Annotated in this window: 18 protein-coding genes; 14 read left to right on the forward strand and 4 right to left on the reverse strand. The window is 55.9% G+C overall.

The annotated features are described in order from the left end of the window. Positions 1-126: 126 nt before the first annotated feature. The 8 genes from rmuC to tatD all read left to right on the forward strand — a co-directional run bounded on the left by rmuC (position 127) and on the right by tatD (position 7,136). Positions 127-1,584 carry a DNA recombination protein RmuC gene (gene rmuC, locus DFO52_RS21485; RefSeq protein WP_133551152.1) on the forward strand — a complete coding sequence of 486 codons (1,458 nt, stop codon included), beginning with the start codon at positions 127-129 and terminating at the stop codon, positions 1,582-1,584. A 66-nt stretch (positions 1,585-1,650) separates the two neighbouring features. Next, positions 1,651-2,406 carry a bifunctional demethylmenaquinone methyltransferase/2-methoxy-6-polyprenyl-1,4-benzoquinol methylase UbiE gene (ubiE, locus tag DFO52_RS21490; RefSeq protein ID WP_023309612.1) on the forward strand — a complete coding sequence of 252 codons (756 nt, stop codon included), beginning with the start codon at positions 1,651-1,653 and terminating at the stop codon, positions 2,404-2,406. 13 nt (positions 2,407-2,419) lie between these two features. Beyond that, the gene (gene ubiJ, locus DFO52_RS21495) at positions 2,420-3,025 is read left to right on the forward strand and encodes a ubiquinone biosynthesis protein UbiJ (protein WP_133551153.1); all 606 of its coding nucleotides are present in this window, start codon (positions 2,420-2,422) and stop codon (positions 3,023-3,025) included. Then, positions 3,022-4,662 carry a ubiquinone biosynthesis regulatory protein kinase UbiB gene (gene ubiB, locus DFO52_RS21500; protein WP_029741825.1) on the forward strand — a complete coding sequence of 547 codons (1,641 nt, stop codon included), beginning with the start codon at positions 3,022-3,024 and terminating at the stop codon, positions 4,660-4,662. Before ubiJ ends, ubiB begins: the two co-directional genes overlap by 4 nt. Before the next feature lie 76 nt (positions 4,663-4,738). Beyond that, positions 4,739-4,993 carry a Sec-independent protein translocase subunit TatA gene (gene tatA / locus DFO52_RS21505; RefSeq protein ID WP_121423311.1) on the forward strand — a complete coding sequence of 85 codons (255 nt, stop codon included), beginning with the start codon at positions 4,739-4,741 and terminating at the stop codon, positions 4,991-4,993. A gap of 3 nt (positions 4,994-4,996) precedes the next feature. After that, the gene (gene tatB, locus DFO52_RS21510; RefSeq protein ID WP_047647021.1) at positions 4,997-5,539 is read left to right on the forward strand and encodes a Sec-independent protein translocase protein TatB; all 543 of its coding nucleotides are present in this window, start codon (positions 4,997-4,999) and stop codon (positions 5,537-5,539) included. 2 nt (positions 5,540-5,541) lie between these two features. Beyond that, entirely contained in the window at positions 5,542-6,312 is a 771-nt protein-coding gene (gene tatC, locus DFO52_RS21515) for a Sec-independent protein translocase subunit TatC (protein WP_023309607.1), read from the forward strand. 41 nt (positions 6,313-6,353) lie between these two features. Beyond that, positions 6,354-7,136 carry a 3'-5' ssDNA/RNA exonuclease TatD gene (tatD, locus tag DFO52_RS21520; protein ID WP_047647022.1) on the forward strand — a complete coding sequence of 261 codons (783 nt, stop codon included), beginning with the start codon at positions 6,354-6,356 and terminating at the stop codon, positions 7,134-7,136. Here the strand turns inward: tatD and rfaH are convergent. Beyond that, the gene (gene rfaH / locus DFO52_RS21525) at positions 7,133-7,624 is read right to left on the reverse strand and encodes a transcription/translation regulatory transformer protein RfaH (RefSeq protein ID WP_033146887.1); all 492 of its coding nucleotides are present in this window, start codon (positions 7,622-7,624) and stop codon (positions 7,133-7,135) included. The genes tatD and rfaH overlap by 4 nt on opposite strands. Before the next feature lie 173 nt (positions 7,625-7,797). Here rfaH and ubiD point away from each other — a divergent pair, with 173 nt between their 5' ends. Both ubiD and fre read left to right on the forward strand, forming a co-directional pair. Next, a complete protein-coding gene (ubiD, locus tag DFO52_RS21530) occupies positions 7,798-9,288 on the forward strand; it encodes a 4-hydroxy-3-polyprenylbenzoate decarboxylase (RefSeq protein WP_161496003.1) in 1,491 nt (496 codons plus the stop codon). Between the two features lie 42 nt (positions 9,289-9,330). Continuing rightward, positions 9,331-10,032: an NAD(P)H-flavin reductase gene (fre, locus tag DFO52_RS21535; protein ID WP_008501516.1), complete on the forward strand. Its 702-nt coding sequence runs from the start codon at positions 9,331-9,333 to the stop codon at positions 10,030-10,032. A gap of 182 nt (positions 10,033-10,214) precedes the next feature. Here the strand turns inward: fre and fadA are convergent, their stop codons facing one another. Continuing rightward, a complete protein-coding gene (gene fadA, locus DFO52_RS21540; protein ID WP_008501515.1) occupies positions 10,215-11,378 on the reverse strand; it encodes an acetyl-CoA C-acyltransferase FadA in 1,164 nt (387 codons plus the stop codon). A gap of 9 nt (positions 11,379-11,387) precedes the next feature. Then, positions 11,388-13,577, reverse strand: a complete 2,190-nt coding sequence (fadB, locus tag DFO52_RS21545; protein WP_133551154.1) for a fatty acid oxidation complex subunit alpha FadB — start codon at positions 13,575-13,577, stop codon at positions 11,388-11,390. Positions 13,578-13,767: 190 nt separating this feature from the next. Between fadB and pepQ the strand changes: the two genes are divergently transcribed. The 4 genes from pepQ to hemG are packed head-to-tail and all read left to right on the forward strand — an operon-like array spanning position 13,768 to position 17,762. Beyond that, complete coding sequence (gene pepQ / locus DFO52_RS21555) at positions 13,768-15,099, forward strand: Xaa-Pro dipeptidase (RefSeq protein WP_032662849.1); 1,332 nt, start codon at positions 13,768-13,770, stop codon at positions 15,097-15,099. Beyond that, positions 15,099-15,713: an IMPACT family protein gene (locus tag DFO52_RS21560; RefSeq protein WP_029739673.1), complete on the forward strand. Its 615-nt coding sequence runs from the start codon at positions 15,099-15,101 to the stop codon at positions 15,711-15,713. The genes pepQ and DFO52_RS21560 overlap by 1 nt, the downstream gene beginning before the upstream one ends. 41 nt (positions 15,714-15,754) lie before the next feature. Continuing rightward, positions 15,755-17,206 carry a Trk system potassium transporter TrkH gene (trkH, locus tag DFO52_RS21565; RefSeq protein WP_023309600.1) on the forward strand — a complete coding sequence of 484 codons (1,452 nt, stop codon included), beginning with the start codon at positions 15,755-15,757 and terminating at the stop codon, positions 17,204-17,206. Between the two features lie 10 nt (positions 17,207-17,216). Then, positions 17,217-17,762: a menaquinone-dependent protoporphyrinogen IX dehydrogenase gene (gene hemG / locus DFO52_RS21570; RefSeq protein WP_023333780.1), complete on the forward strand. Its 546-nt coding sequence runs from the start codon at positions 17,217-17,219 to the stop codon at positions 17,760-17,762. A 129-nt stretch (positions 17,763-17,891) separates the two neighbouring features. Here the strand turns inward: hemG and DFO52_RS23175 are convergent. Next, a partial coding sequence (locus DFO52_RS23175; RefSeq protein ID WP_208110480.1) for a hypothetical protein occupies positions 17,892-18,088 on the reverse strand: 197 nt, incomplete at its 5' end.

An 18,088-nucleotide genomic window follows, 5' to 3' on the forward strand; every position in this document is an offset into this window, starting at 1 on the left:
AATCAAAGGCCGACGCGTTCGGCCTTTATTTTTTGCGTAGCACCTCGCAGGAAAAGCCTTTCAAACTGGACGTTTATACAGCACAATTCTATTTTGTGCGGGTAATACGTTGATGCAGGGGGTTTTGTGGATATCTCAATCCTGATTTACGCGGTGATTGCGCTGGTGGGCTTAGGGATTGGCTGGCTGATTTCCAGCTACCAGCATGCGCAGCAGAAGGCCGACCAGCTGGCCGAGCGAGAAGAGATGGTCGCCGATTTAAGCGCGACAAAACAGCAGCTTGCTCTTAGCGAACACTGGCGCGACGAGTGCGAACTGCTCAACAACGAGCTGCGTAACCTGCGAGATATCAATACGTCACTGGAGGCCGATCTCCGCGAAGTGACCACCCGCCTTGAATCCACCCAGCTGCATGCGGAAGACAAAATCCGCCAGATGATCAACAGCGAGCAGCGCCTCAGCGAACAGTTTGAGAACCTCGCCAACCGAATTTTTGAGCACAGCAACCGCCGCGTTGACGAACAGAACCGCCAGAGCCTCAACAGCCTGCTGACGCCGCTGCGCGAACAGCTGGACGGTTTTCGCCGTCAGGTGCAGGACAGCTTTGGTCAGGAAGCCCGCGAGCGGCACACGCTGGCGCATGAGATTCGCAATCTCCAGCAGCTGAATGCGCAAATGGCGCAGGAAGCGGTCAACCTGACCCGCGCGCTGAAAGGGGATAACAAAACCCAGGGCAACTGGGGAGAAGTGGTGCTGACCCGCGTGCTGGAGGCCTCTGGCCTGCGGGAAGGATATGAATACGAAACGCAGGTCAGCATTGAGAACGACGCCCGCTCTCGCATGCAGCCGGATGTGATTGTGCGGCTGCCGCAGGGTAAAGATGTGGTGATTGACGCCAAAATGACGCTGGTGGCGTATGAACGTTACTTCAACGCGGACGATGACTACACGCGCGAGTCTGCGCTGCAGGAGCACATTGCCTCCGTGCGTAACCATATTCGCCTGCTTGGCAGAAAAGACTACCAGCAGCTGCCGGGGCTGCGCTCGCTGGACTATGTTCTGATGTTCATCCCGGTAGAACCCGCATTTCTGCTGGCACTCGACAGACAGCCTGAACTTATCACCGAAGCGCTCAAAAATAACATTATGCTGGTCAGCCCCACCACGCTGCTGGTGGCGTTACGCACCATTGCGAACCTGTGGCGCTATGAGCACCAGAGCCGCAACGCTCAGCAGATTGCCGATCGCGCCAGCAAGCTTTACGACAAAATGCGCCTTTTCGTGGACGACATGTCTTCCGTCGGGCAGAGCCTGGATCGTGCGCAGGATAACTACCGCCAGGCGATGAAAAAACTCGCCTCCGGACGCGGCAATTTGCTGGCTCAGGCCGAATCATTCCGCAGCCTGGGGGTTGAGGTTAAACGCGAGATTAATCCGGAATTGGTCGAACAGGCCACCGCCCAGGACGACGAGTTTCGCCTGCGAGAAGGTGCGGACGAACAAAATACAAACAGTGAAGACAATACGTTAGCGGCGGATTTATCACCAGGCGAGACTCCAGCGCGTTTCTTTCGCGGTGGTTGAAACGTAGGGCAAACGCGCCCAATCTGTTACACTTCACGAACATTTTACTGATAAGCAGGCTCTGAGATGGCTGACGATTCACAAGACACAACGCACTTTGGCTTTCAGACTGTCGCCAAAGCGCAGAAAGCTGACATGGTGGCCCACGTATTTCATTCCGTGGCGGCGAAGTACGATGTGATGAATGACCTGATGTCGTTCGGCATTCATCGCTTGTGGAAGCGCTTCACCATTGACTGTAGCGGCGTTCGCCGTGGACAAACGGTGCTGGATTTAGCCGGTGGTACGGGCGATTTAACCGCGAAATTCTCCCGTCTGGTGGGCGAAACCGGTCGCGTTGTTCTCGCCGATATTAATGACTCCATGCTGAAAATGGGACGCGAAAAGCTGCGTAACATCGGCGTGGTGGGGAATGTGGAGTATGTGCAGGCAAACGCCGAAGCGCTGCCATTCCCGGACAATACCTTTGACTGCATCACGATCTCTTTCGGTCTGCGTAACGTGACCGATAAAGAAAAAGCGCTGCGCTCCATGTACCGCGTGTTGAAGCCGGGTGGACGTCTGCTGGTGCTCGAGTTCTCTAAACCGATCATTGAGCCGCTGAGCAAAGCCTACGACGCCTATTCCTTCCACGTGCTGCCGCGTATTGGTGAGCTGGTGGCTAACGACGCTGAAAGCTACCGCTATCTGGCGGAATCTATCCGTATGCACCCGGATCAGGACACATTAAAAGCCATGATGCAGGATGCAGAATTTGAGAACGTTGAATATTTCAACCTGACGGCGGGCGTCGTCGCGCTGCATCGCGGTTACAAATTCTGAGTGGAGGTGTCCCGTGCCCTTTAAACCCTTAGTCTCCGCAGGCATCGAGAATGTACTGAACGCTTTTCTGTATCGCGCTCCGGCGCTGAAAGCTGCACGTCAGCGGCTTAACGGGAAGGTATTGCGCATTGTTTTAAAAGAGTTCTCGACGCCGCTTGTGCTGGTATTCAGCGAACGCCAGCTTGACGTTCTGGGGGCGTGGGAAGGTGAAGCAGACTGCTCGGTCATTACACACATGAGCGTGCTGCCAAAACTGCGCGATCGCCAGCAGTTAACGGCGCTTATCCGCAGCGGTGAGCTGGAAGTGGAGGGCGACATTCAGGTCGTGCAGAACTTCGTTGCGCTCACCGATCTGGCGGAGTTCGATCCGGCAGAGCTGCTCGCGCCTTTTATCGGCGACATCGCCGCCGAAGGCATCGGGAAAGTCATTCATGGTGGCGCCTCCTTTGCGCGTAAAAGCCTTCAGCGCCAGCAACGCTATGCGGCGGAAGTGCTGACAGAAGAGTGGCGAATGGCGCCCGGGCCACTGGAAGTTGCATGGTTTGCGGAAGAGACCGCTGCTGTTGAACGTGCGGTTGATGCGTTAACCAAACGGCTGGAAAAACTGGAGGGCAAATGACGCCTGGTGAAATTCGGCGCCTCTATTTTATTATTCGCACCTTTTTGAGCTACGGGCTCGACGAGCTTATCCCCAAAATGCGTATCACGCTGCCGCTTCGTATCTGGCGGCGGATGCTGTTCTGGATGCCCAATCGCCATAAAGGTCAACCGCTGGGTGAGCGTCTGCGCCTGGCGCTGCAGGAGCTCGGTCCGGTTTGGATTAAATTCGGACAGATGCTGTCGACCCGCCGCGATCTCTTCCCGCCTCTGATTGCCGATGAGCTCGCGATGCTGCAGGATCGCGTCGCACCGTTTGACGGCGCGCGCGCGAAAAAGCAAATTGAAGAGGCGATGGGAAATGTACCCGTCGAGACCTGGTTTGACGATTTCGACATTAAGCCACTGGCATCGGCCTCTATTGCGCAGGTGCACACCGCGCGTCTGAAAGAAAACGGCAAAGAAGTCGTTATTAAGGTCATTCGTCCGGACATCCTGCCAGTCATCAAAGCGGATATGAAGCTGATTTATCGTCTGGCGCGCTGGGTGCCACGCCTTCTGCCGGACGGGCGTCGCCTTCGTCCACTGGAAGTGGTGCGGGAATATGAAAAAACGCTGATTGATGAGCTTAACCTGCTGCGCGAATCGGCAAACGCCATTCAGCTGCGTCGCAACTTTGAAAACAGCCCGATGCTCTATGTACCTGAAGTCTATTCTGACTACTGCAGCCAGAACATGATGGTAATGGAGCGTATCTACGGTATTCCGGTTTCGGATGTGGTGGCCCTGGAGAAACAGGGAACGAACATGAAGCTCCTGGCCGAGCGTGGGGTACAGGTCTTCTTTACCCAGGTGTTCCGCGACAGCTTTTTCCATGCGGACATGCATCCGGGCAATATCTTCGTGAGCTACGAGCATCCTGAGGATCCGAAGTATATCGGTATCGACTGCGGAATTGTGGGTTCACTGAACAAGGAAGATAAACGGTATCTGGCTGAGAACTTCATTGCGTTCTTCAACCGCGACTACCGTAAGGTGGCCGAGCTGCACGTCGATTCCGGCTGGGTGCCGCCGGATACCAACGTCGAAGAGTTTGAGTTCGCGATCCGGACCGTTTGTGAACCGATTTTTGAAAAACCGCTGGCGGAAATCTCCTTCGGGCACGTGCTGTTGAACCTGTTCAACACGGCTCGCCGTTTTAATATGGAAGTTCAGCCACAGCTAGTTTTACTTCAGAAAACATTACTTTACGTTGAGGGTGTAGGCCGACAGCTCTATCCTCAGTTAGACTTGTGGAAGACCGCGAAACCTTTCCTTGAATCCTGGATTAAGGATCAGGTTGGCATTCCGGCGCTGGTGCGCTCGCTGAAAGAGAAAGGCCCGTTCTGGATAGAAAAAATGCCTGAAATTCCTGAACTGGTTTATGACAGTTTGCGTCAGAGCAAGAACCTTCAGCACAGCATGGATAAAATCGCCCGCGAGCTTCAGTCCAGCCGTGTTCGCCAGGGACAGTCACGCTATCTCTTTGGGATTGGCGCAACGCTGCTGCTGAGCGGTACGCTGCTGCTGATCAACCGTCCGGACTGGCAGATGATGCCCGCCTGGCTGATGGCTGGCGGAGTAGTAGTCTGGCTGGCAGGCTGGCGAAAAACGCGCTGAGCGTGCGTCGCTATCGACGGGTCGCATACGTATAATGCGACCTGACTCATTAATCATCTATCCCTGAGGAACATGTATGGGTGGAATCAGTATCTGGCAATTAGTCATTATTGCCGTCATCGTCGTGCTGCTGTTTGGCACCAAAAAGCTCGGTTCTATTGGTTCCGATCTGGGCGCGTCTATCAAAGGCTTCAAGAAAGCAATGAGCGATGATGAGAACAAGCAGGATAAAACCAGCCAGGACGCTGATTTTACTGCTAAAACCATCGCCGATAAGCAAGAAGAAGCTAAAAAGGAAGACGCTAAACGCCACGATAAAGAGCAGGTGTAAGTCGTGTTCGACATTGGTTTTAGTGAGCTCCTGCTGGTCTTTGTGATTGGCCTGATTGTGCTGGGGCCGCAGCGTCTGCCGGTGGCAGTGAAAACCGTTGCGGGCTGGGTTCGTGCGCTGAGATCGCTGGCATCGACCGTTCAGAATGAACTGGCGCAGGAGCTTAAGCTGCAGGAATTTCAGGAAAGCCTGAAAAAGGTCGAGAAGGCGAGCATGGATAACCTGACGCCGGAACTGAAAGCGTCAATGGATGAGCTGCGCGAAGCGGCGGAATCGATGAAGCGCTCCTATAGCGTTAACGATCCTGAAAAAGCGAGCGATGAAGCGAACACCATCCATAACCCGGTGGTGAAGGGCAGCGAGGAGCAGCGCGAGGGCGTAACGCCTGCCAGCGCTGAACATCAGGCTGCCGCGCCAGAGCAGACGCCGCAGGAAACCGAAGTGAAAAAACAGGCGCAGCCGGAAGAGCCGGTAGCAAAAACGGCGGAAGTGAAGCCCGCTGCGTCCGTTTCCGAACCCTCCCCCTCGTCGAGTGATAAAGCGTAAACATGGCAGTAGATGATACTCAACCGCTGATTACGCACCTCATTGAGCTGCGTAAGCGCCTGTTAAACTGCATTATAGCGGTTTTACTCATATTCCTGTGCCTGGTCTATTTTGCCAACGACATCTATCAGGTGGTCTCTGCGCCGCTGATCAAGCAGATGCCGCTGGGCGCAACGATGATTGCAACAGACGTTGCTTCTCCGTTCTTTACCCCCATCAAGCTGACCTTCTGGGTGTCGTTGATTGCCTCTGCACCGGTCATTCTTTACCAGGTGTGGGCGTTTGTGGCGCCAGCGCTGTATAAGCATGAACGCAAGCTGGTGATCCCGCTGCTGGTGTCCAGCTCTCTGCTGTTCTATATCGGCATGGCGTTTGCCTATTTCGTTGTCTTCCCGCTGGCCTTCGGCTTCCTGACGCATACCGCGCCTGAAGGGGTCCAGGTGTCGACGGATATCGCCAGCTACCTCAGCTTTGTGATGGCGCTGTTTATGGCGTTTGGCGTGGCATTCGAAGTGCCGGTGGCCATTGTGCTGCTTTGCTGGGTAGGGGTTACGACCCCGGATGACCTGCGTAAGAAGCGTCCATATATTCTGGTGGGCGCCTTCGTGGTCGGCATGCTGCTGACACCGCCGGATGTGTTCTCGCAGACGCTGCTGGCCATACCAATGTACTGTCTGTTTGAGGTCGGCGTATTCTTCTCGCGTTTCTACGTGGGTAAAGGACGTCGAGCGGATGACGAAGACGATACGTCCGACAAGACCACTGAAGAGTAAAACCAGCCGCCCGTCAGGGCGGTTGTTATATGGGGATTTGCATGTTTGATATCGGACTCAACCTGACCAGCTCGCAGTTTGCGAAAGATCGTGATGAGGTGGTTGCGCGTGCGTTTGCCGCCGGGGTGAAAGGGCTGCTGCTGACGGGCACCAACCTGCATGAGAGCGAGCAGGCGCAGCAGCTGGCGCAACGCTACGATCGCTGTTGGTCTACTGCTGGCGTGCATCCTCACGACAGCAGCCAGTGGACCGCGGAAAGTGGCGACACCCTGTACAGGCTGGCGAAGACGCCAGACGTTGTGGCGATCGGCGAATGCGGTCTCGATTTCAACCGTAACTTTTCCACGCCTGAAGAGCAGGAAAAGGCGTTCACTGCTCAGCTTGCGCTGGCGGCAGAGCTTGGAATGCCCGTGTTTATGCACTGCCGCGACGCGCATGAGCGTTTCCTGGCGCTTCTGGATCCGTGGCTAGAGAAACTGCCCGGCGCGGTACTGCACTGCTTCACCGGTTCACGGCAGGAAGCGCTGGATTGCCTGGCGCGAGGGCTTTATCTGGGTATTACCGGCTGGGTGTGCGATGAGCGCCGCGGGCTTGAACTTCGTGAGCTGTTGCCGGTAATCCCGGCTGACCGGCTGCTCCTCGAAACCGATGCGCCTTATCTGCTACCGCGCGATATGAAACCCAAACCGGCATCGCGGCGAAATGAGCCCGCGTATCTGGGGCACATTGTTGAGAGCGTCGCGAAGTGGCGCGGAGAGGATCCGCACTGGCTTTCGGCGCAGACGGATGACAATGTGCGTAATCTGTTCGGGATAAACGTTTAAAGTTTGCGGAAGTCGGTGTTTTTAACGCTCTGCAGTACCTGCTTGTTCAGCAGATTGAGCAACAGCATAGAGCGCGCTTCCCCGTCCGGTTCGGCAAAAATCGCCTGCAGGCCTTCGAAAGCGCCTTCGGTAATCACGACGCTATCGCCGCTGTAAGGGGTTTCAGGGTCAGTGATCCCTTCAGGCTGTTGATAAATCGACAGCTGATGAATGACCGTCGACGGAACCGTTGCCGGGTGGGCACCAAAACGAACGAAGTGGCTGACGCCGCGCGTTGCGCTGATGGTGGTGGTGTGGATGACTTCCGGGTCGAACTCCACGAACAGGTAGTTCGGGAACAACGGCTCACTGACGGTTGTGCGCTTCCCGCGCTGCATTTTTTCAAGCGTGATCACGGGCGTCAGGCAATTTACAGACTGACGTTCAAGATGTTCCTGCGCGCGCTGAAGTTGCCCGCGTTTGCAATACAGTAAATACCAGGCCTGCATAATCACTCTTTCCCTTAGTTCGGGGCGCAAGCATATCAAAACCCTGGCGGGATCGCTAAGTTGATTATAATGGGGGAAAATGGAACAGAACGCATAAGTTCACGCTTATTTAACAAAATTACAGCATCAAGCAGGCATACGCCGTATAATGAAGCGCTTACAGAGAGGCCATGATTAACTGCATGAAATACCACGATCTCCGCGACTTCCTGACGCTGCTGGAAAAGCAGGGTGAACTCAAACGTATTACACTTCCTGTCGATCCTTATCTGGAAATGACAGAAATTGCTGACCGCACCCTGCGTGCCGGTGGCCCCGCATTACTGTTTGAAAATCCAAAAGGTTACTCAATGCCGGTGCTGTGCAACCTGTTTGGTACACCGCGTCGTGTTGCACTGGGAATGGGGCAGGAAGACGTCTCTGCGCTGCGTGAAGTCGGTAAACTGCTGGCGTTTCTGAAAGAGCCGGAGCCACCGAAGGGCTTCCGCGATCTGTTCGACAAGCTGCCGCAGTTTAAGCAGGTGCTGAACATGCCCACCAAACGCCTGCGCGGCGCGCCGTGCCAGCAGAAAGTGCTGGAAGGCGATGCGGTAGATCTGACTAAAATCCCTATCATGCAGTGCTGGCCTGAAGATGCCGCTCCGCTGATCACATGGGGGCTGACCGTTACGCGCGGCCCGCACAAAGAGCGGCAAAACCTCGGTATTTACCGCCAGCAGTTGATTGGCAAGAATAAACTCATCATGCGCTGGCTGTCGCATCGCGGCGGCGCGCTGGATTTCCAGGAGTGGTGCGCTGCGCATCCCGGGGAACGTTTCCCGGTGTCTGTCGCCTTAGGCGCCGATCCGGCCACCATTCTGGGAGCCGTCACCCCCGTGCCGGATACGCTCTCTGAATATGCGTTTGCAGGCCTGCTGCGCGGAACGAAAACCGAAGTCGTGAAGTGTATTTCTAACGATCTCGAAGTTCCGGCCAGTGCAGAAATTGTGCTGGAAGGTTACCTTGAGCAGGGTGAAATGGCGCCAGAAGGCCCTTACGGCGACCACACCGGCTATTACAACGAAGTGGATAACTTCCCGGTGTTCACCGTGACGCACATTACGCAGCGTGAAGATGCGATTTATCACTCTACGTATACCGGACGTCCACCGGATGAACCGGCTGTGCTGGGCGTGGCGCTGAATGAAGTGTTTGTGCCGATTCTGCAAAAGCAGTTCCCGGAAATTGTTGATTTTTATCTGCCGCCTGAAGGATGCTCGTATCGCATGGCGGTGGTCACGATGAAGAAGCAGTATCCTGGTCATGCTAAACGCGTGATGATGGGCGTATGGTCTTTCCTGCGCCAGTTTATGTATACCAAATTTGTTATTGTCTGCGATGATGACGTTAACGCCCGCGACTGGAATGACGTAATCTGGGCCATTACCACGCGAATGGACCCGGCGCGCGACACGGTGTTAGTCGAAAATACGCCGATAGATTACCTGGATTTTGCCTCGCCGGTTTCCGGCCTTGGCTCAAAGATGGGACTGGATGCCACAAATAAATGGCCTGGCGAAACCGACCGTGAATGGGGTCGCCCGATCAAAAAAGATCCTGCAGTGACCGCGCGAATTGACGCGATCTGGGACGAGCTGGCCATAATGAATAACGGTAAACCCTGAGCTGACCGTTAAGCCCTATAGACTTCCCGACAGAGAGAGCGAATGACAACCTTAAGCTGTAAAGTGACCTCGGTAGATGCCATCACCGACACCGTATATCGCGTCCGTTTAGTGCCAGAAGCGCCATTCTCTTTCCGCGCGGGTCAGTACCTGATGGTTGTGATGGATGAGCGTGATAAGCGTCCTTTCTCTATGGCCTCAACGCCAGCAGAGCAGGAATTTATTGAGCTTCATATTGGTGCGTCAGAGCTTAACCTGTATGCGATGGCGGTGATGGATCGGATCCTGAAGGAACGTGAAATCGTGGTGGATATTCCGCACGGCGATGCGTGGCTGCGCGATGACGAAGACCGTCCGCTGATCCTGATCGCTGGCGGTACGGGCTTCTCTTATGTGCGCTCTATTCTGTTGACAGCACTGGCGCGTAACCCTGACCGCGACATCACCATTTACTGGGGTGGCCGCGAAGAGAAACATCTGTACGACCTGTCTGAGCTGGAAGCGCTGAGCGTAACCCATCCTAACCTGCGCATTGAGCCGGTGGTTGAGCAGCCGGAAGAGGGCTGGCGTGGTCGTAGCGGGACGGTGCTGACGGCGGTGCTGCAGGATCACGGCACGCTGGCAGGGCACGATATCTACATTGCTGGCCGTTTTGAGATGGCGAAAATTGCCCGCGACCTGTTCTGCAACGAACGTGACGCGCGTGAAGACCGCCTGTTTGGCGATGCGTTTGCCTTCATTTAAATAAAAAACCCGCCCCTGACAGGCGGGAAGAACGGCAACTAAACTCTTTCTCTTCGCCAATGACGCCATAACTGCGTTGGCTGCGCTCGTTCACCCGAATCACTTACTTGAGTAAGCTCATCGGGATTCGCTCGCTTGCCGCCTTGTTCTGACGCCATTGGCTTTGAGATACTTTTCCTGATTTACACTCTCTCAAACACCGTCGCGATACCCTGACCCAGCCCGATACACATCGTTGCCAGACCAAACTGGGCATCTTTGCGTTCCATCAGGTTAATCAGCGTCGTGCTGATACGCGCCCCGGAGCAGCCCAGCGGGTGACCAAGGGCGATCGCGCCGCCGTTGAGGTTAATCTTCTCGTCGATCTGCTCCATCAGCCCCAGATCTTTAATGCACGGCAGGATCTGCGCGGCGAACGCTTCGTTCATTTCGAACAGGTCGATGTCGCTGGCGGTTAATCCCGCTTTTTTCAGCGCCAGCTTCGAGGCCGGAACCGGGCCGTAACCCATGATTGAAGGATCGCAGCCCACGACCGCCATCGAACGTACCCGAGCGCGAGGAGTTAAGCCCAGCTCGCGGGCGCGACTTTCGCTCATCACCAGCATCGCGGCGGCACCGTCTGACAGCGCCGACGAAGTACCTGCCGTTACCGTACCGGTGACCGGATCAAACGCAGGGCGCAGTGTGGAAAGCGCTTCTACGGTGGTTTCCGGGCGGATGACTTCGTCGTAGCTGAACTGCTTCAGTACGCCGTCTGCGTCGTGGCCGCCGGTCGGGATGATCTCATTCTTAAAGGCGCCGGACTGCGTCGCCGCCCATGCGCGAGCGTGAGAGCGCGCGGCAAAGGCATCCTGCATTTCACGGCTAATGCCGTGCAGCCGAGAGAGCATCTCGGCGGTCAGGCCCATCATCCCCGCGGCTTTCGCCACGTTACGGCTCATGCCCGGGTGGAAATCGACCCCGTGGCTCATCGGCACGTGACCCATGTGCTCGACGCCGCCCACCAGGCAGGCCTGCGCATCACCGGTCATGATCATGCGCGCCGCGTCGTGCAGCGCCTGCATTGACGAACCGCACAGGCGGTTCACGGTGACGGCCGGAACCGAGTGCGGGATCTCCGCCAGCAGCGACGCGTTACGGGCGATGTTGAAACCTTGCTCCAGAGTCTGCTGCACGCAGCCCCAGTAGATATCGTCCAACGCAGCAGGATCCAGCGCCGGGTTACGCGCCAGCAGGCTACGCATCAGATGCGCGGAGAGATCTTCTGCACGCACGTTACGGAATGCACCGCCTTTTGAACGGCCCATCGGGGTGCGAATAGCATCAACAATGACAACCTTTTCCATTGTGACTCCTTAAGCCGTTTTCAGCTCGCCAACCGGACGGGCTGGCTCAACTGCTGGATAGTAGGGTTCGTTATGGCGCGCTTTGTTACGCAGCCCTTCCGGCACCTCATAAAGCGGGCCGAGGTGCTGATACTGCTGAGCCATATCGAGATAGCGGGCGCTGCCGAGCGTGTCCAGCCAGCGGAACGCGCCGCCGTGGAACGGAGGGAAGCCCAGGCCGTACACCAGCGCCATGTCCGCTTCTGCCGGGCTGGCGATGATGCCTTCTTCGAGGCAACGCACCACTTCGTTGACCATCGGGATCATCATCCGGGCGATGATTTCATCGTCGGTGAAGTCGCGTTTCGGCTGGCTAACGTCGGCCAGCAGGCCGTCCACCACGGCATCTTCTTCTTTCTTCGGTTTGCCTTTGCTGTCTTCTTTATAGCGCCAGAAGCCCAGGCCGTTTTTCTGTCCGAAGCGGTTAGCGTCGAACAGAGCGTCAATGGCGTCGCGATAATCTTTCTGCATACGCTGCGGGAAGCCTGCCGCCATTACCGCCTGAGCGTGGTGGGCGGTATCAATGCCGACCACATCCAGCAGATACGCCGGGCCCATCGGCCAGCCGAACTGTTTCTCCATTACTTTGTCGATTTTGCGGAAGTCCGCACCGTCGCGCAGCAGCTGGCTGAAACCGGCGAAGTAAGGGAACAGCACGCGGTTGACGAAGAAGCCCGGGCAGTCGTTAACAACGATCGGCGTTTTGCCCATCTTGCTCGCCCATGCCACCACTTTAGCGATGGTTTCGTCAGAGGTTTTTTCCCCTCGAATCACTTCGACCAGCGGCATACGGTGTACCGGGTTGAAGAAGTGCATCCCGCAGAAGTTTTCCGGACGCTTCAGCACGCTCGCCAGTTCGCTGATTGGAATGGTGGAGGTGTTAGAGGCCAGCACGGTCTCAGGACGAACCTTGTCTTCCGTTTCCGCCAGCACCGCTTTTTTGACTTTCGGATTCTCGACGACGGCTTCGACTACCACGTCGACACGGTCGAAACCGCTGTATTCCAGCACGGGCTGAATGGTGGAGATCACACCTGCAAGCTTCAGCCCGTCAATTTTTCCGCGCTCCAGCTGTTTATTCAGCAGCTTGGCCGCTTCGGTCATGCCCAGCGTCAGAGATTTCTCGCTGATGTCTTTCATCACTACCGGCACGCCTTTCCAGGCCGACTGGTAAGCGATGCCGCCACCCATAATGCCCGCGCCGAGTACCGCCGCATGTTTTGGCGTCTCAACGTTTTTAGTCAGCTGTTTGGCTTTACCCTTCACGAACTGATCGTTGAGGAAGATACCGACCAGCGCGCGGGCTTCATTGGTGTGCGCCAGCGGGACAAAGCTCTGATTTTCGAGCTTCAGCGCCTCGTCGCGACCGAGGCGGGCCGCGGCTTCAATGGTTTTCACCGCCGTGATCGGCGCCGGGTAGTGTTTACCCGCCGTCTGCATGACCATGCCTTTGGCGATGGTGAAGCTCATGGTGGCTTCAATTTTGCTGAGTTTTAACGGCTCCAGCTTCGGCTGGCGTTTGGCTTTCCAGTCGAGATCGCCGTTGATGGCCTGACGCAGAATGGCGAGTGCGCCTTCAACCAGTTTCTCTGGTTTCACGACGCCGTCGACCAGGCCGATTTTCTGCGCCTGTTCGGCGCCGACGTCTTTACCTGCGGCAATGATCTCAAGGGCGCTGTCGGCACCCAGCATGCGCGGCATACGTACGGAACCGCCAAAGCCCGGCATGATGCCCAGCTTGGTTTCCGGCAGGCCGATGCGCAGGTCCGGCGTCGCCAGACGGTAGTCGGTCGCCAGCACGCACTCGCAGCCGCCGCCCAGCGCGTAGCCGTTAACGGCGGAAATGGTTGGGACAGGCAGATCTTCCAGACGATTAAAGACGCTGTTGGCAAAGTGCAGCCACTGGCTCAGCTGTTCTTCCGGGACCAGGAACAGCGAAAGGAACTCGGTGATATCGGCACCGACAATAAAGGCCGCTTTGTTCGAACGCAGCAGCAGCCCTTTTAATTCAGGTTGTTTTTCAAGAACATCAAGCGCCTGGCCAAGACTGGCCACCGTCGCGGTATCAAGCTTGTTCACTGAGCCGGGGGCATCGAACACCAGTTCGGCAATGCCATCTTCCAGCCAGTTGAGGTACAGGGTGTCGCCTTTGTAGAGCATGTCAGTCTCCTGAATCCAGCAATTGGATCTGGTCATACCAGATGAATCGGAGTGTGGGATTTATGTTAATAAAATGCAAATTACTCATTAAGAAAATGCTGCATTGATCACGGTCGGTGGAAATCACGCAGCCGGAGTGAGGTGTGCTAAGATGCGATGACTTGAGGTCAAAAAAACGAAAGGAAGAATGATGGACTCACTGGCTTCGCTTTATAAAAATCATATCGTTACCCTACAGGAACGTACCCGCGATGTACTGGCCCGCTTTAAGCTGGATGCGCTGCTGATCCACTCCGGCGAGCTGATGAATACCTTTCTGGATGACCACGCGTATCCGTTTAAGGTGAACCCGCAGTTTAAAGCCTGGGTACCGGTAACTCAGGTTCCAAATTGCTGGCTGCTGGTGGACGGCGTGAACAAACCGAAACTGTGGTTCTACCTGCCTGTTGATTACTGGCACAACGTAGAGCCGCTGCCGACCTCTTTCTGGACCGAAGAGATCGACGTGATTGCGCTGCCGAAAGCGGACGGCATTGGCAGCCAGCTGCCTGCGGCGCGTGGCAATATCGGCTACATTGGCCCTGTTCCGGAGCGCGCGCTGGGTCTGGATATTCCGGCAGACAAACTCAACCCGAAAGGGGTGCTTGATTACCTGCACTATTACCGTGCGTATAAAACCGACTACGAACTTTACTGCATGCGTGAAGCGCAAAAAACGGCGGTGAACGGTCACCGTGCGGCGCATGAAGCGTTCCAGTCCGGCATGAGCGAGTTCGACATCAACCAGGCCTATCTGACCGCGACAGGCCACCGTGATACCGACGTGCCGTACAGCAATATCGTCGCGCTGAACGAGCACGCGTCTGTGCTTCACTACACCAAACTGGATCACCATGTTCCGTCGGAAATGCGCAGCTTCCTGCTGGACGCAGGGGCAGAGTACAACGGCTACGCGGCCGACCTGACCCGTACCTGGGCGGCGAATGCGGATACCGATTTCGCGCAGCTGATTAAAGACGTGAACGATGAACAGCTGGCGCTGATTGCCACCATGAAGGCGGGAACCAGCTATGTGGATTACCACATCCAGTTCCATCAGCGCATCGCAAAACTGCTGCGTAAGCATCAGATTGTTAAAGACATGAGCGAAGAGGCGATGGTCGAGAACGATCTGACCGGGCCATTCATGCCGCACGGTATCGGTCACCCGCTGGGCCTGCAGGTTCACGACGTTGCGGGCTTTATGCAGGATGACACCGGGACGCACCTGGCGGCACCGTCTAAATATCCTTACCTGCGCTGCACCCGTATTCTGGAGCCGCGTATGGTGTTGACGATTGAACCGGGGATCTACTTTATCGAATCCCTGCTGGCGCCGTGGCGTGAAGGCCAGTTCAGCAAACACTTCAACTGGGAAAAAATTGACGCGCTGAAGCCGTTTGGCGGCATTCGCATCGAAGATAACGTGGTGGTTCACGAAAACGGTATTGAGAACATGACGCGAGACCTGAAGCTGGCCTGATGGAAAGCTGGCTGATACCGGCTGAACCGGTCACCTTTGTTGAGGAAATCAAGAAAAGCCGCTTTATTACGCTGCTGGCGCATACCGACGGCGTAGAGGCGGCAAAGGCGTTTGTCGAATCCGTTCGGGCTGAGCATCCTGACGCGCGTCACCACTGCGTGGCGTGGGTGGCAGGGCCGCCGGACGATTCACAACAGCTGGGGTTTTCCGACGACGGTGAACCGGCGGGCACGGCCGGTAAACCCATGCTTTCGCAGCTGATGGGCAGCGGCGTGGGTGAAATTACCGCCGTGGTGGTGCGCTACTACGGCGGTATCCTGTTGGGCACGGGTGGGCTGGTAAAAGCGTATGGCGGCGGAGTTCAGCAGGCACTGAATATGCTCACAACTATCCGCAAAACGCCGCTCACTGAATATACTTTGTTGTGCGATTACGCTCAGCTATCGGGCATTGAAACGCTGCTCAAACAGTTTAACGGCGTGATTGCGCACAGTGATTACCAGGCAATGGTGCAATTACGCGTGGCGCTTCCTCAGGCGGAGCTGGCTGCTTTTTCAGCAAAACTGGCTGATTTTAGTCGTGGTTCGTTGCAATTGCTGCCGATTGAAGAATAATCCCCACCTCACTTTTTTGAATACCAAAGGAAGCGGCAGAGATGCATTTTCGTGCCATAACCCGAATCGTTGGACTACTGGTCATACTCTTTTCCGGGACGATGATTCTCCCAGGACTGGTGGCGCTTATCTACCGGGACGGCGCGGGGCGGGCATTTACCCAGACCTTCTTTGTCGCGCTGGCGATTGGCTCGCTGCTGTGGTGGCCAAACCGTCGTCAGAAAGGTGAGCTGAAATCTCGCGAAGGATTTCTGATTGTGGTGCTGTTCTGGACGGTGCTGGGGAGCGTCGGTTCGCTGCCCTTTATCTTCTCTGAACAGCCTAACCTGAGCATCACGGATGCCTTTTTTGAATCGTTCTCCGGTTTAACAACCACCGGGGCGACGACGCTGGTGGGGCTGGATTCACTCCCGCACGCCATTCTCTTTTATCGCCAGATGCTGCAGTGGTTCGGGGGGATGGGGATCATCGTCCTGGCAGTGGCTATTCTCCCTATTCTGGGCGTTGGCGGCATGCAGCTCTATCGCGCCGAAATGCCCGGACCGCTGAAAGATAACAAGATGCGCCCGCGTATTGCCGAGACGGCGAAAACCCTCTGGCTTATCTATGTATTACTGACGGTGGCCTGTGCGCTGGCGCTATGGTTCGCCGGGATGCCCGCTTTCGACGCCATCGGACACAGCTTTGCGACGATCGCTATCGGCGGGTTCTCCACCCACGATGCCAGCGTCGGCTACTTCGACAGCCCAACGATTAACACGATTATTGCCATTTTCCTGCTGATTTCAGGCTGTAACTACGGTCTGCACTTCTCTTTACTGAGCGGGCGCAGCCTGAAGGTGTACTGGCGTGACCCGGAATTCCGCATGTTTATTGGCGTCCAGCTTACGCTGGTAATCATCTGTACCCTGGTGCTGTGGTTCCATGATGTCTACAACTCCGCGCTGACCACGCTAAATCAGGCGTTCTTCCAGGTGGTATCGATGGCGACGACCGCCGGGTTTACCACGGACAGCATCGCGCGCTGGCCCCTGTTCCTGCCGGTGCTGCTGTTATGCTCGGCATTTATCGGGGGCTGTGCGGGTTCTACGGGCGGCGGCCTGAAGGTAATTCGTATTCTGCTGCTGTTTAAGCAGGGCAACCGTGAGCTGAAGCGCCTGGTCCACCCGAACGCGGTTTACAGCATTAAGTTGGGGAACCGCGCGCTGCCGGAACGTATCCTCGAAGCGGTGTGGGGATTCTTCTCGGCGTATGCGCTGGTCTTTATCGTCAGTATGCTGGCGATTATCGCGACGGGGGTGGATGATTTCTCCGCCTTTGCGTCCGTCGTAGCAACATTGAATAACCTCGGGCCCGGCCTGGGCGTTGTGGCGGATAACTTTGCCAGCATGAACCCGGTCGCGAAATGGATCCTCATCGCCAATATGCTGTTTGGTCGTCTTGAGGTCTTTACGCTGCTGGTGCTGTTCACCCCTACATTCTGGCGCGAGTAAGGAGCCGTTGATGAAAACATTGATTCTTTTCTCTACGCGAGACGGACAAACGCGTGAGATTGCCGCTTATCTGGCGTCGGAATTAAAAGAGCTGGGTATTTACTCTGATGTGGTGAACCTGAACCGTGCGGAGCAGATAGCCTGGCAGGAGTACGATCGCGTGGTGATTGGCGCGTCAATTCGTTACGGGCATTTCCATCCGGCGCTGGATCGCTTTGTGAAAAAGCACACCGCGGTGCTCAACAAATTGCCCGGTGCCTTTTACTCGGTCAATCTTGTCGCTCGTAAAGCCGAGAAGCGTACGCCGCAGACCAACAGCTACACGCGCAAGTTTTTACTCAGCTCGCCGTGGCAGCCAGACCTTTGCGCCGTCTTTGCCGGCGCGCTGCGCTACCCTCGCTACCGCTGGTATGACCGCTTTATGATCCGCCTGATTATGAAGATGACCGGGGGGGAAACCGATACGCGTAAAGAAGTGGTTTATACCGACTGGTCGCAGGTGGCCAGTTTTGCGCGGGAAATCGCACATTTAACGGGCGATTCGCGACTTAAATAAGCGTTAAGTTTGAAAAGTGAGCGAACGAAAAGTTTTTTGTATTTTGTGCTTGTCACGTCAGAATAACTCCCTATAATGCGCCTCCACTGACACGGAACAACGGCTTACAGGCCGCCGGGTTAGCGGGGTTCAGAGATGAACACCAGCAGAGAAAAGCGAAAATAAACGCTTGACTCTGAAGCGGGAAAGCGTAATATGCACACCCCGCGCCGCAGCGAAAAGCGAAGCGGCACTGCTCTTTAACAATTTATCAGACAATCTGTGTGGGCACTCAAAGTGACATGGATTCTTAACGTCGCAAGACGAAAAATGAATACCAAGTCTCT

Source organism: Enterobacter sp. AG326 (assembly GCF_004362415.1).
In the GTDB taxonomy this organism is placed as follows: Bacteria; Pseudomonadota; Gammaproteobacteria; order Enterobacterales; family Enterobacteriaceae; genus Enterobacter; species Enterobacter asburiae.